Genomic DNA, 16,890 nt, shown 5'->3' on the forward strand with positions numbered 1-16,890 from the left:
CGTACCGGCGTACCGGCGTACCGGCGTACGGAATCAGACCGCGTACGGGACGGCGCGTTTGTGGGTGGTGCGGCGGTGGGTGGCGATGATGATGTCGGCGGCCGCGTCGTCGATCTGCTTGCCTTCGAGGAAGTCGTCGATCTGGTCGTAGGTGACGCCGAGCGCCTGCTCGTCGGGCAGCCCCGGGTTGTTCGTCTCCAGGTCAGCCGTCGGGACCTTGCCGGTGATCAACTCGGACGCACCGAGCCGCTCCGCGACCGCCCGCACCCGCCGCTTGGTCAGCCCCGACAGCGGCGTCAGATCACACGCCCCGTCGCCGTACTTCGTGAAGAACCCCATCACCGCCTCGGCCGCGTGATCCGTCCCGACCACGAGCCCACCACGGGCACCCGCCACGACGTACTGCGCGATCATCCGCTGCCGCGCCTTGATGTTCCCGGTGTGGAAATCGGCCCGCTCACCGAGATCAGAATGCTTGACCGAGTCAACCATTGCGTCCGTCGCCGGCTTCACGTCGACCGTCAGCGTCTCGTCCGGCTGGATGAACTCGAGCGCGCGCTGCGCGTCCACCTCATCAGCCTGTACGCCGTACGGCAGCCGCATCGCCACGAAGTTGGCCTTCCCGCCGGCCGCGCGGACCCGCTCGACCGCGAGCTGGCAGAGGCGGCCCGCCGTACTGGAGTCGACGCCGCCGCTGATCCCCAGCACGTACGTCGATGCACCGGCGCGGCGGAGCCGGTCGGTCAGGAAATTGAGCCGGCGCTCGATCTCCACGTCGACATCGAACGAAGGGCTCACCCCGAGCTCGTCGATGATCAGCTCCTGCAGGTACCGGCGGTCGTCGCTCATCAGGCTCCCTCGTCGACACGATCTGTCGCGGCCAGCCTATTTCGCCTGCTCGACAGGTGCATGCAGGCGGTCCGGTTCCCGGAATCCGCGCGGCTCATCGGGACCCTGCCCGGAAGACGTCCGGACATGAGGATTCCCCGCGCACCCGGAAGAGCTCACTTACCCTTGCTGCCTTCCGGCCCTGGGGGAGTTGGGCGAGATACCGCCACGCGGGGAACCAGCCAAGAGTGTACTGGACCCGCGCCCGCAATGAGGAATCCGGCCCCCTCCCTCTCCGCGTCACGGCTCGCCGCCGCACTGGGCCCCTACCCGCGCCGACGCCAACCCCGCGCCTCGCGTCTCATAGCGCGCTTGGGGACGGTTTCTACGCTGGCGAGGTGACCAATCTCGCGCTCGGCCGGATCGGGATCACCACCGGCCTGACCAGCTCACCCGACTCCCTCGCTGCCGCCGCGGCCGCCGAAGACCTCGGCTACCCCGCCATCTGGCTCTCGGGCGGCCCACTGCCCGGCTTGCAGACGATCACCGACCTGGTCGGCGCGACCCGGTCGATCAAGTTCATCAGCGGGATCCTCGCTGTGGACACCTACGCCGCAGACGACGTCGCGACGACGTACGAGCAACTGGAAGCCTCCAGCCCGGGCCGCTTCACCGTAGGACTCGGCGGTGCTCACGGCGCGAAGCCGCTGGCCACACTGAACGCCTACCTCGACCGGCTGACCGCAGTACCGACAGAGCGGCGTGTGCTCGCAGCGCTCGGTCCGCGGATGCTGGAGCTCGCACGCGACCGCAGCGAAGGCGCGTACCCGTTCCTGATCACCCCTGCCTATGCAGCCGAGGCACGGAAGGTGCTCGGGCCCGACAAGCTTCTCGCTGTGAGTCACCTCGTCGTACTGGAGTCGGACCCGGCGCGAGCCCGGTCGATCGCGCGCGACACGATCAGCTTCTTCCCGAAGATCCCTGGCTACGCGGCATCACTGAAACGCCAGGGCTACAGCGACAGTGACCTCGCTGAACTACCCGACGCGATGGTGGATGCCCTGGCCGCCTGGGGTACACCGGACGTGATCGCCGCGAAGCTGCAGGAGTTCCACGTAGCCGGCGCCGACCACGTAGCCATCAACATCATCACCGGCGTCACCGGTCCCCAACCGGTAGCCGAATGGCGAGCCCTGGCCCCAGCACTCCTAGCGCTCTAGGCCGCGCTGCCGCTTGAGCAGCGCGGGGATCCAGTGATCGCCGTACCGCTCCTGCAAGTCAGCCCTGCGCCAGTCGTCTCCGGTCACCACACCACGGCAGAGCGCTGACCCACACCTGCATTTCATCTCATAGGGAACACCCGTGCTGGTCCCGTAGTCGTTGGTGACCTCTTCACCCGCCGCGATGTCGCGACGCGTCTCGAGCGTCACCGCATCGGCCCACCACAGGTTCGGATCACAACTGTGGTTGCCATAGGCAATGTCTGGCCGCGGATCGGACGGCAGCACGAGATGCTCGTCGTCATCGATCGTGATGGTGTCGACCGGCGGATTCTTCAATAACTGTTGAAGTTCCGCGGTCGTCACCTTCCGCCCCGCCAACTGCGAAACCACGACACCTTTCGCGACCGGCTCGGCCGCAAACAACCCCTGCCCTTCGATCCCGGACTTCTTCACCACCAGGCTCGGATGCCCCCAAAGCAACCGCTTCTCATACAGCCGGGCCACGGATTCCAGCTTGTCGTACCGATAAGGCTTCGCTTCTCCCGTCGCCTCAAACCCCAGCCGCTGCCAGAACCCCGCAGCCTGCTCCGCATTGGTATCCACGACCGCCAACCGAAGTACCCGTATCTCGGGCCACTCCTCGATCACAAACCGCTCCACCAACTCGTACGCCGTACGCCCAGCTCCTTCGCCGCGATGCCCACCATGCACCTCGAGCAGCCCGATGAACCCGGTGTGTCCATTCGGATACCCCCGCAACAGATCAACAACCGCGACCAGTTGCTCCCCGTCCCAAAGCCCCAACACCACCTTCGCGTCCTCGGCGATCCCCTCAGGCCGCATCATCAACAAACTCTGCGCATCCGCCGCCCCCGGCGGATAACCGGTGATCCGCTCGGTATACCCCGCATCGGACTCGATCAGTTCCTGCACTGCCCCAACGTCGTCGCCGGTGATCTCAGCAAGTCTCATTCAGCCGCCTCCAACTGATCGACACTGCCGGCCATGATCGCCCGCACATTCGCGGTCACCTTCTCGACCGGCCAGTCCCACCACGCAACCGCCAGCAACCGCGCGATCTCGTCCTCCCCGAACCGTTTCCGGATCAGCTTCGCCGGATTCCCACCCACAATCCCGTACGCCGGTACGTCCTCCACCACCACCGCGCGCGCCGCCACGATCGCCCCGTCCCCGATCCGCACCCCCGGCATCACCGTCGCCCCGTTCCCGAACCAGACGTCGTTCCCCACCACGGTGTCCCCGCGCCCCGGCAACCCGGTGATCAGCTCGAAGTGCTCCGCCCACGCACCACCCATGATCGGAAACGGAAACGTCGAAGGCCCATCCATCCGATGATTGGCCCCGTTCATCACGAACGTGGTCCCTTCCCCCAACGCGCAGTACTTCCCGATCACGAGCCGCTCGGGCCCGTAGTGATACAGCACGTTCTTCGCCTCGAACGCCTCCGGATCCACCGGATCGTCGTAGTACGAGAACTCCCCCACCTCGACCAACGGGGACTTGACCAGCGGCTTCAACAACACCACCCGCTCCACCCCCACCATCGGCCGCAACACCCCAGCATCCGGCGCCGTCTCATCCATCCCCCGACCCTAGAACCCCCACCACCCCACCTCCACGCCATTTACCTCCCCCGCGACGACGGCCGCCCGTCGCGGCGCCCCAGCCCATCAATCGCCCCCACCACGCCGCCCGCGCACGCTCCGCCCACGATCACTCCGACCCGCACCACCACCCCACTGATGGCCTGCCGATCCGCCTCCCACACCCCGATTTCAGCTACACCCCTCCCCTCGCGTATCCTCTCGCCTTGGAGGATTCGCCTAGAGGCCTAGGGCGCACGCTTGGAAAGCGTGTTGGGGGCAACCCCTCACGAGTTCGAATCTCGTATCCTCCGCCAGCTTCCTAGAGGCATAGAGAGCCACGTTTCCGCAGGTCAGAGCGTGGTTCCAAGCTCTAGAGGCGAGATCGACAGAGGGGCTGGACGCTGAGCGTCCGGCCCCTCTTCATGCCTCAGGGTCTCAACGAGGGTCTCAACAGCCCCTCTCAGGCAGGCACAGACACCCCTGCCGGACCGTCGTCACGGCGACCCTTCTTCCGCTTCTTGCCCTTCGACTTCTTCCCCGCCTTGGTCTCGGGCTTCGCCCAGATCAGACCGCCGACGCGCTCGGCGATGTCCATGCGAACGACCGCAGTGACGTGCTGATAGCGCTTCACCATCGATGACGATGACCAGCCCATCACGTCCATCACTGCCCGATCGGGAACTCCGAGCAAGAGCAGAACCGTCGCGGCGGCATGTCTGGCGTCATGCAATCGGCCTTCACGAATCCCGGCCTTTGCCAGGATGTCCTTCCACTCCCGGTAGTCCATGTTCGGGCTGAGCGCCTGGCCGGTCCGCTTCGCGAAAACCCACCCCTCGTCTTTCCAGAGCTGCCGGGCCGTCACCCGCTCGGCGGCCTGCGCCTTCCAGTGCGCTTGCAGGATCTCCGTCAGCTCTGACGGCAGACCGATCGTCCGGCGTCCAGCACGAGACTTCGTCGGCGACGTCTGCGATCGTGCCAGTTGTTTCCCCGGGCAGTGGCCAGGCTTTCGCCCGCATGGCTCGTCACAGCCATGCTTGTACTTCGGACGGTTGAGGCTTCGCCGGACCTTGAGAACGCCTTTCTCTAGGTCGATGTCGGACCATTTCAATCCCAGCGCCTCGCCCTGGCGCAACCCAAGTGCGAGCGCGATTGCCCACCGCACATTGTTTCGCCGCTTTCCCGCTTCCACGAGAATCGCCTGGATCTCTTCGACCGTGTACGGGTCGATCTCGTCGTCCTCGTCCAGGTCGAGACGCGGCGGGTTCGCCTTCTCGGCTGGATTATCTGCGGTCAGTGCACCGCGCTTTTCGGCCTCTCCCAACGCGGTCCGAATCGTGCGGTGCGCCTGATGAGCGGTGCCCGCGCTCGACCCGTTGTCCTGCATCTTCGTGTAGAAGCGCTCCAGGTGCTCAGGCTGCAACCTATTCAGCTTGTGGGCGCCGAGCCCCGGAATGAGATGCACGCGCACCGCGACTTCATAGGCGTCGTACGACCCATCGCGAAGGCCCGGGCGGGCGATCGTCAGCCAGTGCGTGAGCCATTCCGCGACGGTCCACTTCTTCTTTTCGGTCCGACGAACCTTGCCGCTATCGCGCTCCTTCTCCAACTCCTGAACGCGCGCCACAACGTCTTCCTTGCGCCTGCGTTTTACGTGCGGGCGGTTGGGTGTTCCGTCGTCCTTGACACCCATCGTCACTCGGCCGTGCCAGTAGCCATCTGAACCGAAGTAGATCGATGACCGGCCGTCAGGGTTCTTGTGACGCTTGTCGTCTTCTTCGCTCACTGGGGTTCCTTTCCTAGGCGGCCTGTCGGCTATCGCGGGCGGCACCCCGAAGGCGATTGATGTACTCGGTGATGCACTCCGCAGGGATGCGCCGCAGGCGACCGAGTGGGATCGATTCGAGGTCGCCTGACTTGACGAGGGCGAAGACGGTGGTCCGGCCGATCCCGAGCTGCTGTGCGGCCTGCTCGACGGTTAGCAGAAGGGGCGCGGCGGTAAGGGTCGAATCTTCGGCGATGCTCATGGGGGAGAGATCTCCTTCGGTCCGTGCGAGTTGCTGGCTGGCTTGCGTCTGCGTAGTCATGCGCTCTCACAGGTGGCGTGGCTGTGGTTCGAGAGGGGCTGTCGGCAACCAATGCATGTTGCTTGGGCGGACAGGTGGGGGTGATCCGTCCCATCCGTCCCAACCGTCCCTTCCCAGGTCAGAGCGGGGACGGATGGATTGTCGGGACGGTTCGAACCGTCCCGGGGAAGTGATCCGTCCCCGGCGTGACCTGGGATGGGACGGTTGGGACGGTTCGGTACGGGTTCCCCCTCGGTAGTGGTTTCGGCCTCGGTTGGGCAGTACCTCGCCCAGGTGTCTGCGAAGTCGTCGCGGGCGTATCCCTTGGATTGGGTGCCGTCTTCCCAGCGGTGGTTTTTCGGAGTGATGTCGTACTCACGAAGCAGAGCGGCCAGCCGCCGAACGGTGAGCCCTCCGGGCGCGGGCACTTCAGCCCAGGGCGACTCTTCGTCGTGCCGTAGCCGTTGCACGATGACCGTTGAGGGCAGCGCCCTTGCTGCACCGAATGCCGTCCGGCAATCGATCAGGAGCCGGATCGACTGAGACGCCTCGGTCGAGTCCTGAAGCTCAGCAATCAATGTCAGTGCAGCGTTCCGAGCCCGCCTCGGCCAATCTCCGCCCGCGAGATCTGCCAGGGCAATCAACGGTTCCCAGGTGTCCGCCGCGCGGTCTTCCAGTGGCATCGCCGGGGCGGCGTTGGTGAGATCGTCCAGGTGCGCTGTGACCCATTCGTGCAGCCGGTCCCGCAGCTCGGCTAGCACCGGACCATCACGACGTACCCGATACGGATAGACGGTTTCACCGGCCGCCCGCCGACGCATCCGGATCACGGCCGCCCGGTCCTCGATCGTGTCCGGCATCATGCCGATTCCGGCGAGTGCCGCCATGGCGAAGGTTTCGATCTGCTCGACCGACCGGGAACCGGCGTCATAGCGAAGCGTCGGACGGCCGCGCTGATGACCGGCGTTGAGCAGGCCGCGCAGGTCTTCGTTGTCGCCTGCCTTGGGGCCAAAGATCGTGTCGGCCTCGTCGATCAGCAACGTCGGCGGGTCAGACGGCGTGAGGCCAATCGACCGGTACACGGCAGACGGGGAGGCGTTGGTGGTCATCAGCGGCCGGTGCGACAACCCATCGGCCATGTCCAACAGCCGCGACTTCCCACAGCGCTTCTCTGGCGCCCGGATCACCAACCGAGGCGCACAGTTCCACGCCGAAACCGCATGCGTGGCAGCGATCCACAGCACGACGGCGACACCGGCCGCCTCGCTCGGCAGTACGACGTACCGGGCAATGACGGCCCGGACCTCATCCAGCAGTTCGGCGCCGTTCATGGTCTCTCCGGTGTCGTTGGTGGTGCTCATGCGGCGATCCCTTCGTCACGGAAGCCGCCAGCGATGGCAGCTCTGATCTCTCGTGCGGTTTGGGCGGCTTGGTAGCCCACGTCGGTCAGGGCGTTGACGGCGTCGGTGTGGTCGATTGCTCCGGCCGCGACCATCCGCGCTACGCCTCTCGCAGCCCCATAGAGCGTCGTGCGGCGCTTGCCTTTAGGTGCTCGGCGTACGGCGTCCAGGTGGGCGCTGAGGAGCTTGTCCGGGTGGGAGATGCCCCCGCCCGGTTGGGTCGCGACAGCGCCGGTTTGCGGGGTGGACGAATCGGCCGGCGGGGGCGGCAGGCACGCGGCGATCAGGGCGGGGGGCATCTCTGCAGGCTCGGTCGGTCCGAGTTCGCTCCACTGATAGGGGCGGTGGGTGCGGTGGTGGATTGACGGCGGAAGGACGACGTACCCGCCGTCCGCCTTGATGTCGATGCCGGGAGATCCGGGCAGCGGCCGGGACAGCATGTGCTGTCCCGGGTGGCGGTAGTACAGGTGAAGCCCATCGGTGCCGGTGACGACTCGGAGAGTCTGGATGATGAGTCGTTCGGTGATGAGGTTGGCGAGGCTGTTCATGCCGCCGTGTGCGGGATCGACGTCGACCACCAGGACGCCGGACGCCGCGCCGGTGCGGACTGCGAGCTGACCACCCGGGACAGCGGCAACGATCGCGGCGACCCGAGCCGGATCGGTGCTTGCGGCGTAGAAGCCGTGGCAGGTCAGGTGACCACAGGTGGCCGGGTCATGAGCATCGAGCGGGCAGGCGTCGCAGTTGGCTACCGGCCGCTTGGAACGGCCGAGCATGAACACCGGCCATCCTCGCCCGGCGGCAGCGAGTGCGGCGGTCAGGGTCTGGTTGCTGGTCACTTCTTGTCTCCCTTGCTGGTCGAGTTGGTTCCGGCGCCTCGGGTGGCGCGGATGTGGTTGATGACGTGGCGCCCGAGTCGCACTCGCAGGCCGGAGCCTTCGCACTTGCCGCAGTGGCGGTATGCCTTGCCGAACGGGGATTTGAACTTGCCTTCGCCCTTGCAGCGGTGGCACTTCCCGAACGGCCAGACAGCGCAGGTGAACAGGTAGAAGGCGATGAGCCCGGTCACGATGAGTGCGACTGTCGCGGCCTGACTCGCGGTGTGGAGGGTGGCGGCGAGGTCGGCCGACAGCGGCAGTGAGCCGCTACCTGCGCCGCTACCGTGGGTAGCGCCTGTGAAGGTGGAGGTAGCGAGGGTGCTGGGCATGGAAAGCCTCCAGTGGGCTGTTTTTGGGCGTGAGGAGCCTGAGCCGCGACCCGCTACCTGCGGATATACGGCCTGGTCAGTGCTGGGTTGTGGGGTAGCGGAGCGGGTAGCGTTGCCGCTACCGGTAGCGGTGAGCGCGCTACCTAGACCGTCCCGCCACCCCAGTCAGATTGATTACGCTCCGTTGATGTTGTCGCGGCGGTTGATCGCTGCACGGATGTCATCGGCCTTGGCTCCCTTGCGGGTCGCGCCGTCGCGCTTGACGTTGACGCTGGGCACATTCAGGCCGCGTGCCTGAGCCGAGATCGCCTCGGCGGTGGTGCCCTCGTACTGCTCGGGCATGTCCTGAGCCAGCCGTCCGGCGATGGTGTCCCAGTGCGCGGCGTTGTCGCTGCCCATCACGGTCAGCACATCAGCCAGCACGTCACGCGTGGCACGCTCGATCTCTTCTCCGGCCGCCTCGCCGGTCAGCGTGCCGAGCCGTTCGCGGTGACCTCGGGCAGCGGTAAGGATCTTCTCCGCGTCGCTGTGGTCGGCCAGGAACGTCCGCACCGTGGGTGTCGCGTCGGACGCGCCGTACAGGTAGCCGACGCCCCGATATTCGTCGCCGACCGGGAGCGAGCTGGCGTCGAAGCCTTCGGCGTAGGCGTCGCCACCTAGAACGGCTTCGGAGACGACGCGGTTGCCGCAACGCAGCGCGAACCGGTTGGTGTGGTTGTCCCTGTACCGGTTGAACAACCGCGCCACGTCACCCGCGCCGACGCCGCCCGGCTTCTGCGAGCACGATTCGATGATCACACCGGCCGACGGCCCAACGGCCTGGATCCGCGACAGCTTCGCCGCGAACTCCTTGTTGACCGCCTGGTCCTCGGTCTCGAAGTAGACCTGAAACTCTTCCATCACCAGCATCAGCACCCGCAGATCCGGGTAACGCGGGTCGCGGGCCAGCTCCTCGGTCAGCTTCCCTTCCGGGCACTGGTCAACCGGCAGCGTGGTCAGGATCGAGTTCACGCGGTCAATGTGGGCAAGGATCTCGTCCAGGATCGCCCGGAAGTGCTCGATCGGGTCGGAGTCGTTAGGGTTCGGGTGCGTCCCGAAAACGATGCGGTGGGCAACCAACTTGAACTTCAGCCAGTCCGGAGAGTTCTTGCCGTCCACCACGATCAACTTTACGTACGGGTCCAGCGCGGCATGCAGAGCGATCAGGCGGGCGGCGAACGTCTTGCCCTTGCGCGGCTGGGCACCGATCAGCAGCGATGCCCACAGAAGAGACAGGTTGACCGGGTTGTCACGCTCATCGCGACCGAACTTCACCGGCCGCCACACCGAGCGCGGCTTGCAGTCCAGCATGTCCGTGCGACCCACCGGCACCGCGAGCGGGTCAGTGTCGGCCACGAACAGCGTGTGGCGGCGCGAGCTGGTTTTGTCCGGGGACAAGAACACCTGATTGACGTGCACATCAAGGCCAGAGGCGATCTTCTCGCGCGCACCTGCAACATCGGACCAGCCCTTGCCGTACGGGAGATCCACCAGCACCTGAGAGCCAGTGTTGCGGGCATCGCGCGACATCTGCGAACCGAACCGGATCTCCTGATCGGCCTTGTCCGGCTTGCCGAGTCCGGCCGCGTAGTAGGCGCGCAGCACGATGTCCGAGTTCAGCTTGCGATACCTCGGAGCAACCACCGCAGTACCGACCAGCGTCTGACCGGCCGGACGGCCATAGTGCGCCAGCGCAGCGACCGCACCGGCTCCCGCAGCCGCTAGAAGCCCTGCGGGAGCGGCGTTCCAGGCGATCGGCGCACTAACGGCCAGGGCAAGGTTCTGAGCCGCCAGAACGCCACCACGCCAAAGCCGGGTTGCCTTGAGCTGACGGTGGATCTTCTCCCACTCCCTCAGCTCGGACGCGTCTGCGGCCTTCTGCTCAAGGGCAAACGAGTTCGGCACCCACCACCACTGAATCTGGCTACGCACCAGCCGGGTGAAGCCGCGACCCGCGAACCAGGACAGCTTCGCGCCATACCAAGGCGAGCGAACCGCGTGGAACGCGGCCACATGACCCGAACGGGCCAGCGCGCGGCTGATCGTGACCCGCAGGTTCTCCGGGCGCAGGTGAACCGGGATGATCGGCAGCCGCTCCCCCACCGCGACCGCTACCGGCATGCCCGGCTTGTCTACCGGCGTCAGTACCTTGCCCGCACCCGGGTCGGTGTCGGTGTCGTCGTCCAGGGCGACTTCGTACGCCGTATCCATCCGCTCAACCTCGGCCGCTGACAGCGTCACCATTTGGCCGGCCCTCTCGGCCGACCCCTGCGCGGTGTCGTCGCGGCGGGCGCGGCGAGCGTCCAGATCGATCGGTTCAGGAATCTGCTCGGTCATGACTACTGCCCCTCACAGTTGCAAGCGGTCTTGGCGTCTACTCGGAAGGTGCCGACGTTCACGGCGGTCAGGCCCACTTCGGGGATACCGCTGACGGAGGCCACGTCCAGGGCCTTGGTGACGGCCTCGCGGTACCGCTCGGGCCAACCCGGCATCGCGGCCACGACAACCGGCTGCAGTGCTGCGAGGGCACCAATCAGGCTTTCGATCTCGCACAGGCTGAACACCGGCACGGAGCTACTGGGATCGGTCATGGTCACTTCTCCCCGGTCTGGAACAGGCGGGCGCGGAGCTGGCGGAACCGGCTCGGTATGCGGATGGGTTGTGGTCCGGCGTGGACCAGGTGGGCAAGGGCGGCGCCCATGCCGAGCACGGCGACGGGCAGGCAGGCGACAACGGTGGTGATCTGCCACGGCGCCCGGGTGACCCCGGCTGCCTCTAGCAGGTGGTAGGCGACCTGACCGAGCGCGCCCAGGACCAGAGCGGCCAGAGCCGACCACTTCGCGAACTGGCGAGCCGATGCCGGAACTTGACCCGACAGCCAGACCCGCAGCGCGAACGCGGCATAGGTCTCGACACCGATCGGCAACGTGATGGCGGAGTTGATGGTGAAACCGTCCGCGATCCCGGGCAGCGGGTGGACCACCCCGAACCCGGTCAGCGTGCCCAGTCCGACCCACCCGGACCAGACCGCGACGAACGCGGGCAGAGCCAGCAACAGCACCGGCCAAGTCCGGACCGGCCCGGCGTCCTGAGAGGCAGCCGCGGGGACCTCCTCAGACCGGGCGGAGCTGGCATCGATTCCCGGTTCTACCTGCGGCGTGACCTGCGGAGATGCCCCCGCCCCCGGCGCGAGGGGCAACTCCTCGTCACCCGCGTCAGACTCAGTCTGGAACCGATTCGGTACGGCGTGAAGGTGAGGCTCAGCGGCGGCCGGGGTGGTCTCCTCGGTGAGGCCAGCGATGACGGCGCGGGCCTTATCGGCACCGATCCGGAACTCGCTCTTGATCCGGTTCTGTGACGGGATCCTGCCCAGCTCGGCGGCGAGCTCGCGGGCAGCCGGGATCAGGTCCTCAACCGGTACCGGGTAGGTCGTGCGAAGCGGTGTACTCATCAGGCGACCTCGTCCGCGTCGATCTCGGCGCCGAAGGTCAGTTGGTGCTCAACGGCCAGGACGCGCCGCTCGGCGCGGCGGACACGGCGCCGGTCCAGCGCGGACGGCGACGGACCCGCGTTGATGTAGGAGATCTCCGCGTCCAACAGGTCCAGCTCGGCCGCGATCAGCGGCCACTCACGCTCAATGGCGGCAAGGTCTGCTGCGGTCGGCTCATCGCCAGGGACGGCCGAAAGGTAGATGATGCTCACGGGTTGTACTCCTCTGCTGAAACGGACTGGTGCGACCCAGACGCCTCGGCGGTTGCACCCGCCGGGGCGTCCCCAAGAGATGATGCGATCTCATGTTGCGCAACACAGTAGCGCTATGCGAGCGAGATGCGCAACAGGGTCGCGCTACTCTGGTGCGGTGACTGACTTACGAGACGAACTAACTGCGGCAACACGCCGTTATCAACGGACCGAAGCGGCCCACGAAGATGCTCGACAGAAAGTCATGGCGGCTGTCCTCGCCGCTCTGCGCGCTGGCATTGCACCGACCGAGGTAGAGCGGCTGTCGCCGTTCACATCTGCGTATATCCGGAAGATGGCGCGGGCCGAGGGAATCCCGCCAGCCGCACCCGGGCCAAAGTCGTACCGGCTCGACTGATTCAGCTTCGTGGGTGAGGTCTTCGACATGCCTTGAGTGTTGGCGAGATCCAGTCTCGATCTAGCCCCGCGTGTATCTCATCTCCACCGTCCGTGACCCATCTAGTCCCGTTTGTGTCTCACCCGCTTGATAGGCTCCCGACTCCGACGTCCTCTGGGGGAGGCTGTGGCTACAGAGACCGCACTGAAGGCCTTACTTCGGCAACGCCACCTACAGGAGCACCGAGCGTTCTGCCGCGAGTACGACCGCGTCGCACGAGCCATAGACCGAGAGCTAGTCGGCAGCCACCCGAGCAAGGCAACCTTCTACCGCTGGCTGTCCGGCAACCTGACCGGCCTGCCCCACCCAAACCATTGCCGAATCCTCGAAACGATGATTCCTGGCATGACAGTCCAAGCGATGTTCGAATCTTGGTCCGGCGAGAGCAGCGAACACACCCCAACTGACGGGGCGCATGCGTCCATGCCGGCCGAATTGGCGGGCGTGACAGCGGTCTACACGAGCCGCACTGAGTTCTCTCACGAGATGCCGCCTACGAAGCTATTCGATACCGCCAACGCGATCGACGCGGTCGGCCTCTCGCTCAACCTGATCTGCCAGCAATACCCCGACCTCAAGCTCCGCGCACTCCTCCGGCGCGCCTCAGTTCGGCTCCTGTTCCTCGACCCAGACGGGGAAGCAATCAAGCGCCGAAATAGCGAAGAGGGCCACGAGGAGGGGCACCTCTCAGCCTGGTCCATCGGCAACATCAATATCATGAGGCGCCTCCGGGAAGGTCTTCCGCCCGAGGCGGCCGAGCGCATCGAGCTGCGCATGTACGACGAGACAATCCGCTTCAACCTGATGTTCATCGACAACCAACTCGGCGTCATGCAGACATACCTACCAGCACTCCGCGGCCTGGACTCCCCTACGTTCCTGATGCAACGGACCGGACCAGAGGGAGCCGATCTCTACTCCGTCTACTCCCATGTCTTCACCTCACTCTGGGAACGAGGTAAACCCCTGTGACGGACCTCCACGCGCTCCTAGCCACTGCGAACGAAGCGGTCAGCAAGGCAGCCGACATCATCAGATCTCGTCAACCCGGCATGCTGACCGCCAAAGGTGACCGAGACATGGCATCAGAGGTCGACTACGCCGTCGAAAAAGCCCTCCGCAGGTTCCTCGCTGCTGCAACACCGCAAATCGGATTCCTAGGTGAAGAAGAGGGCCGCACGGCAGGCAATTCGGACGAGTTGCTTTGGGTACTCGATCCGGTGGACGGCACTGTGAATTTCATCCACGGACTGCCGATCGTGGCCGTGTCTCTAGGCCTTGTCGCCGGTGATCATTCAATTCTTGGCGTCATCGATATGCCGCTCATGGACAGACGGTACGCGGCTGCGGACGGCCTGGGCGCCACACTCGACGGCCAGTCAATCCGCGGCAGCAAGTGTGCTCGCCTCAGCGACGCCCTGGTCGCCATCGGCGACTATGCGGTGGGTGAGGCAGCGACGCAGAAGAACGTGCAGCGGCTCGCTCTCACAGCCCTCCTCGCTGCCAACGTTCAGCGGATACGCATGCTCGGCACAGCGGCAACTGACCTCGCATGGGTTGCTGAAGGCATCCTTGACGCATCGGTGATGTTCACCAACAAGCCTTGGGACACCAGCGCAGGCGTACTCATCGCCCGCGAGGCAGGCGTCCAGGTGCTCGACATCGACGGTTCCCAGCACACCTTCAACGCCAACGGAACTGTGTCTGTCGCGAAGCCACTTGCGGCAGAGTTGTTAGATCTGATTCACGAAGCGAGTGAATACAAGCAGTAGACAAACCGCTCGATACGGCACATCGCCTGAGGACAAGTTCGACTAACGAATCCTACGTCCTCCAGGGCGGCGGTCACGGCGTCCCGCAAGTTGCGAACCGCGTAGGCGACCAAAGTTGGAAGGTCTCCGCCTAGCCCATCGACGTCGCCTCGAAGTATCTCCAGGAAATGCGAAGAGTGTGGGCTCACTATCGGTCAGCGATCTCCGAAAACCTACCTCAAACGCCCTGACATCGGCCGGTCTTCGATCTCTCGCCCTCTGCTTCCTTGCTTGAAACTTTGCGGAATTCGACTCAAGTTCACCCCACAGAGCCAGCATGTCAGAAAGCCGGTCAGACCATCTTTCTAAGTGTGCATCCAACTCCGAGGCGATCGGCGCAGAAGAAAACCCCTGATCATCCACTTTCGCACGTTCAACCTCTAGCCTCGTCACCTTCTCTTGCATGAGCAAAATGACTTCGCGTAGCTTGCCCCTCCAACGCCAAAACCAAAGCGACAACCCGAGGAATCGGACTCGACGCCCTAGGTTATACAGAAAGACGACTGAGTGCGCAATCGCACCAGAATTCGCATAAGCAAGGATATTAAGCATAGGCGACAGTATTAACACACCTACACCCACCGAAACTACATTTGTAATTATGGCGGCATAGTAATCTGGTACGGCACCGTCCCTCAGAGCCAGAAGCGAACTCGGAATGAGATATCCGTAAGCGATGATAGGCACAGCCCAGGTGACCATCATGATTCGCTGCAAGACCGAGAACCGGCCGTTTCTGGACCATCGAGACATGATCGCGCGCGCCTCGATGATCTGAGCCAAGGCGAGGACTGGAAGCGTCTGGGCACTAGTCGCCCAAAAATCATGTTCTATGGCCATCCCGAGAGTATGACTCGTCATGTCCCAACTGGAGTAGCCCTCCGGCAAATTCATTGCGATCCGCATCCAAGCGTGGGCTATGACGCCCCAGGGTTAAGCCCCTCCGCTCCCAGGCGTCGTCGCCCATGGGACCAGCGTGACTGCACCCACCCACCGATTCTTACTCAACATTGAGTGATGAGTACCCGCGTATCCGATGGTATTGAGAATTGCAAGAGTAAGGTAGTACCGAGAGACCATGCTGGCCTCATACCAACTATAGACACTCCAATTGCTGGGATTCTTTTTCGTCGGGTGAATAATCTTGTTCCGCAGGAATACAGCGGTACCCAATGCGTCGCGTAGCGGTCTATTCGGCTCCGGCGGAATCGAAGCCTGTGCGACTGCTAAATACCCGAGATGGTCGGGTAGTGACATATCAACACTGCAATCCTCCAGCAATAGCCTAATCTGAGGCTCAGTGTCGAGCCGCTCGAACGCAGCGGGGCTGTGGGTATGCAATTCTTCGACAAGCCGATGGTGCGCCAGCAACTGCAAGCCAGAAATTGGCACCGCAACAGCCAACTCAGCATCCAGATCAAAATTGGCCGTAGTCAAATAGGAAATAGCATAGCGAACTATCTCCCGTTTGAACGGGTCACCGCAGTAATCGAGCATGCATTTAATCACGTCGGCAACTTGCGTCATTGCCCCGACCGGGTCGATCCATGTGGCGACCGTACGATACGGATCTACGTTTGGACCTGCCCACAACGCCCACACAGCCTGATCCTGTTTCCAACCAACCGGAAGCACCGGATTGACGGTACGTCCGCATGCGAAGGTGAATGCCAGGCGCAGGATTTCCAACAAATCCTCCGCCTCCACGGCATCAAATTTTTCTCCTGAAGTACGACTCACTTCGCCGATGTGAGTGGCACAATATCCTCCTGATTCCTTCAGAGCCTTTCTGAAATCTGGATTGCTCATATCGGAGCGCGCATCGACAACGATATCCCAGCCGCCATGACTCAAGGAGAGACGACCTCGCCAACGGTGCCATAAATTGTCTGGATCGCAGATCCAGGAACCGTCAGATGAAAACCATCCATTCGGAAGGAGGAATGTGATCCGATCTAAAGCAGAACCATCGCCTACCTCTGTTGGCTGAAGATTCTCGTCCACGTAGGACGAGCCAGACGACCTAGACCATCCTGGGTAAACATCGCCAGACGAGGGTGGGAGCGTCGACGAGGCCGGCACTACGACCTTCGGCATGTCGACCCAAACCGCATCCGAACTATCATATTGAGTGGATTTGAGCAGTTCTTTCGCATCTTGAGCCCGTTCTCCCTGTGCTACTACACGCGGATGCGGCAGCCACCGAAACTGAACGTCTCCGGTCCAGTCCGCATTCGCATCCCCGTCGAAGCCAAAATTCCCAGAATACAAAATGATTGGAGTGTTCAGTCCGGCGGCGGAATAGTAGTGTCGGGTAGCGTCAGGACTCGCATGTTCAACGAGTACATGCGAAGCGCCGGTCTTCGAAGTAAAAGTTCGCTTAACCAGACGCTTCCCGTCTATATATTCCACTTCGTCGACTATCGATGCGCTCGCATCTTTAGCGTCTGACATAATGCCTCCACTATCTGGTAAACCACCTAGGAGCCCACAAGGCTCTCCGCGAGAGCTCGCTTTCCTCACCATCGCTTGGTTGTCGGCACAAAGTTTGTCAACCTACGTCAGCCTCAACCC

At 63.9% G+C, this 16,890-nt stretch carries 16 protein-coding genes, 1 tRNA gene and 1 other RNA gene; 4 read left to right on the plus strand and 14 right to left on the minus strand.

Annotated elements, in window-relative coordinates; genetic code table 11:
• Positions 1–33: 33 nt before the first annotated feature.
• Positions 34–849 carry an NAD(+) synthase gene (gene nadE / locus EV138_RS14770; RefSeq protein WP_133979515.1) on the minus strand — a complete coding sequence of 272 codons (816 nt, stop codon included), beginning with the start codon at positions 847–849 and terminating at the stop codon, positions 34–36.
• 125 nt (positions 850–974) lie between these two features.
• Positions 975–1,071, minus strand: an RNA gene (ffs, locus tag EV138_RS14775) — signal recognition particle sRNA small type.
• 155 nt (positions 1,072–1,226) lie between these two features.
• Here ffs and EV138_RS14780 point away from each other — a divergent pair.
• Positions 1,227–2,048 carry a TIGR03620 family F420-dependent LLM class oxidoreductase gene (locus EV138_RS14780; protein WP_202866720.1) on the plus strand — a complete coding sequence of 274 codons (822 nt, stop codon included), beginning with the start codon at positions 1,227–1,229 and terminating at the stop codon, positions 2,046–2,048.
• On the opposite strand, the gene EV138_RS14785 is transcribed toward EV138_RS14780, so the two are convergent.
• Both EV138_RS14785 and EV138_RS14790 read right to left on the minus strand, forming a co-directional pair.
• A complete protein-coding gene (locus EV138_RS14785) occupies positions 2,037–3,023 on the minus strand; it encodes a GNAT family N-acetyltransferase (protein ID WP_133979516.1) in 987 nt (328 codons plus the stop codon). The genes EV138_RS14780 and EV138_RS14785 overlap by 12 nt on opposite strands.
• Positions 3,020–3,655, minus strand: a complete 636-nt coding sequence (locus EV138_RS14790; RefSeq protein ID WP_133979517.1) for a CatB-related O-acetyltransferase — start codon at positions 3,653–3,655, stop codon at positions 3,020–3,022. Before EV138_RS14790 ends, EV138_RS14785 begins: the two co-directional genes overlap by 4 nt.
• A 229-nt stretch (positions 3,656–3,884) precedes the next feature.
• On the opposite strand from EV138_RS14790, the gene EV138_RS14795 reads away from it, so the two are divergent.
• Positions 3,885–3,972, plus strand: a tRNA-Ser gene (locus EV138_RS14795).
• A gap of 146 nt (positions 3,973–4,118) precedes the next feature.
• Here EV138_RS14795 and EV138_RS14800 read toward each other — a convergent pair.
• The 9 genes from EV138_RS14800 to EV138_RS14840 all read right to left on the minus strand — a co-directional run bounded on the left by EV138_RS14800 (position 4,119) and on the right by EV138_RS14840 (position 12,069).
• The gene (locus EV138_RS14800; RefSeq protein ID WP_133979518.1) at positions 4,119–5,441 is read right to left on the minus strand and encodes a tyrosine-type recombinase/integrase; all 1,323 of its coding nucleotides are present in this window, start codon (positions 5,439–5,441) and stop codon (positions 4,119–4,121) included.
• A 13-nt stretch (positions 5,442–5,454) separates the two neighbouring features.
• On the minus strand, positions 5,455–5,682 hold the full coding sequence (locus tag EV138_RS14805; protein WP_133979519.1) for a helix-turn-helix domain-containing protein: 228 nt from the start codon (positions 5,680–5,682) through the stop codon (positions 5,455–5,457).
• Positions 5,683–5,738: 56 nt separating this feature from the next.
• Complete coding sequence (locus EV138_RS14810) at positions 5,739–7,082, minus strand: DUF3631 domain-containing protein (RefSeq protein WP_202866721.1); 1,344 nt, start codon at positions 7,080–7,082, stop codon at positions 5,739–5,741.
• Entirely contained in the window at positions 7,079–7,960 is an 882-nt protein-coding gene (locus EV138_RS14815; RefSeq protein WP_238158145.1) for a bifunctional DNA primase/polymerase, read from the minus strand. The genes EV138_RS14810 and EV138_RS14815 overlap by 4 nt, the downstream gene beginning before the upstream one ends.
• Complete coding sequence (locus EV138_RS14820) at positions 7,957–8,328, minus strand: hypothetical protein (RefSeq protein WP_133979520.1); 372 nt, start codon at positions 8,326–8,328, stop codon at positions 7,957–7,959. The genes EV138_RS14815 and EV138_RS14820 overlap by 4 nt, the downstream gene beginning before the upstream one ends.
• Positions 8,329–8,502: 174 nt before the next feature.
• Complete coding sequence (locus tag EV138_RS14825) at positions 8,503–10,704, minus strand: cell division protein FtsK (protein ID WP_133979521.1); 2,202 nt, start codon at positions 10,702–10,704, stop codon at positions 8,503–8,505.
• Between the two features lie 2 nt (positions 10,705–10,706).
• A complete protein-coding gene (locus EV138_RS14830; RefSeq protein ID WP_133979522.1) occupies positions 10,707–10,958 on the minus strand; it encodes a hypothetical protein in 252 nt (83 codons plus the stop codon).
• Positions 10,959–10,960: 2 nt separating this feature from the next.
• Positions 10,961–11,818, minus strand: a complete 858-nt coding sequence (locus EV138_RS14835; protein ID WP_133979523.1) for an ABC transporter permease — start codon at positions 11,816–11,818, stop codon at positions 10,961–10,963.
• Entirely contained in the window at positions 11,818–12,069 is a 252-nt protein-coding gene (locus EV138_RS14840) for a DUF6284 family protein (protein ID WP_133979524.1), read from the minus strand. Before EV138_RS14840 ends, EV138_RS14835 begins: the two co-directional genes overlap by 1 nt.
• A 562-nt stretch (positions 12,070–12,631) precedes the next feature.
• Between EV138_RS14840 and EV138_RS14845 the strand changes: the two genes are divergently transcribed.
• Together EV138_RS14845 and EV138_RS14850 are read left to right on the plus strand one after the other, a co-directional pair.
• Positions 12,632–13,477: a DUF5919 domain-containing protein gene (locus tag EV138_RS14845; RefSeq protein WP_202866722.1), complete on the plus strand. Its 846-nt coding sequence runs from the start codon at positions 12,632–12,634 to the stop codon at positions 13,475–13,477.
• Complete coding sequence (locus tag EV138_RS14850) at positions 13,474–14,277, plus strand: inositol monophosphatase family protein (RefSeq protein WP_133979525.1); 804 nt, start codon at positions 13,474–13,476, stop codon at positions 14,275–14,277. The genes EV138_RS14845 and EV138_RS14850 overlap by 4 nt, the downstream gene beginning before the upstream one ends.
• Before the next feature lie 972 nt (positions 14,278–15,249).
• Here EV138_RS14850 and EV138_RS14855 read toward each other — a convergent pair.
• Positions 15,250–16,770 carry a YopA family protein gene (locus tag EV138_RS14855; protein ID WP_133979526.1) on the minus strand — a complete coding sequence of 507 codons (1,521 nt, stop codon included), beginning with the start codon at positions 16,768–16,770 and terminating at the stop codon, positions 15,250–15,252.
• Positions 16,771–16,890 lie beyond the last annotated feature (120 nt).

Origin of the sequence: Kribbella voronezhensis, from assembly GCF_004365175.1 — a bacterium.
Taxonomy (GTDB): domain Bacteria; phylum Actinomycetota; class Actinomycetes; order Propionibacteriales; family Kribbellaceae; genus Kribbella; species Kribbella voronezhensis.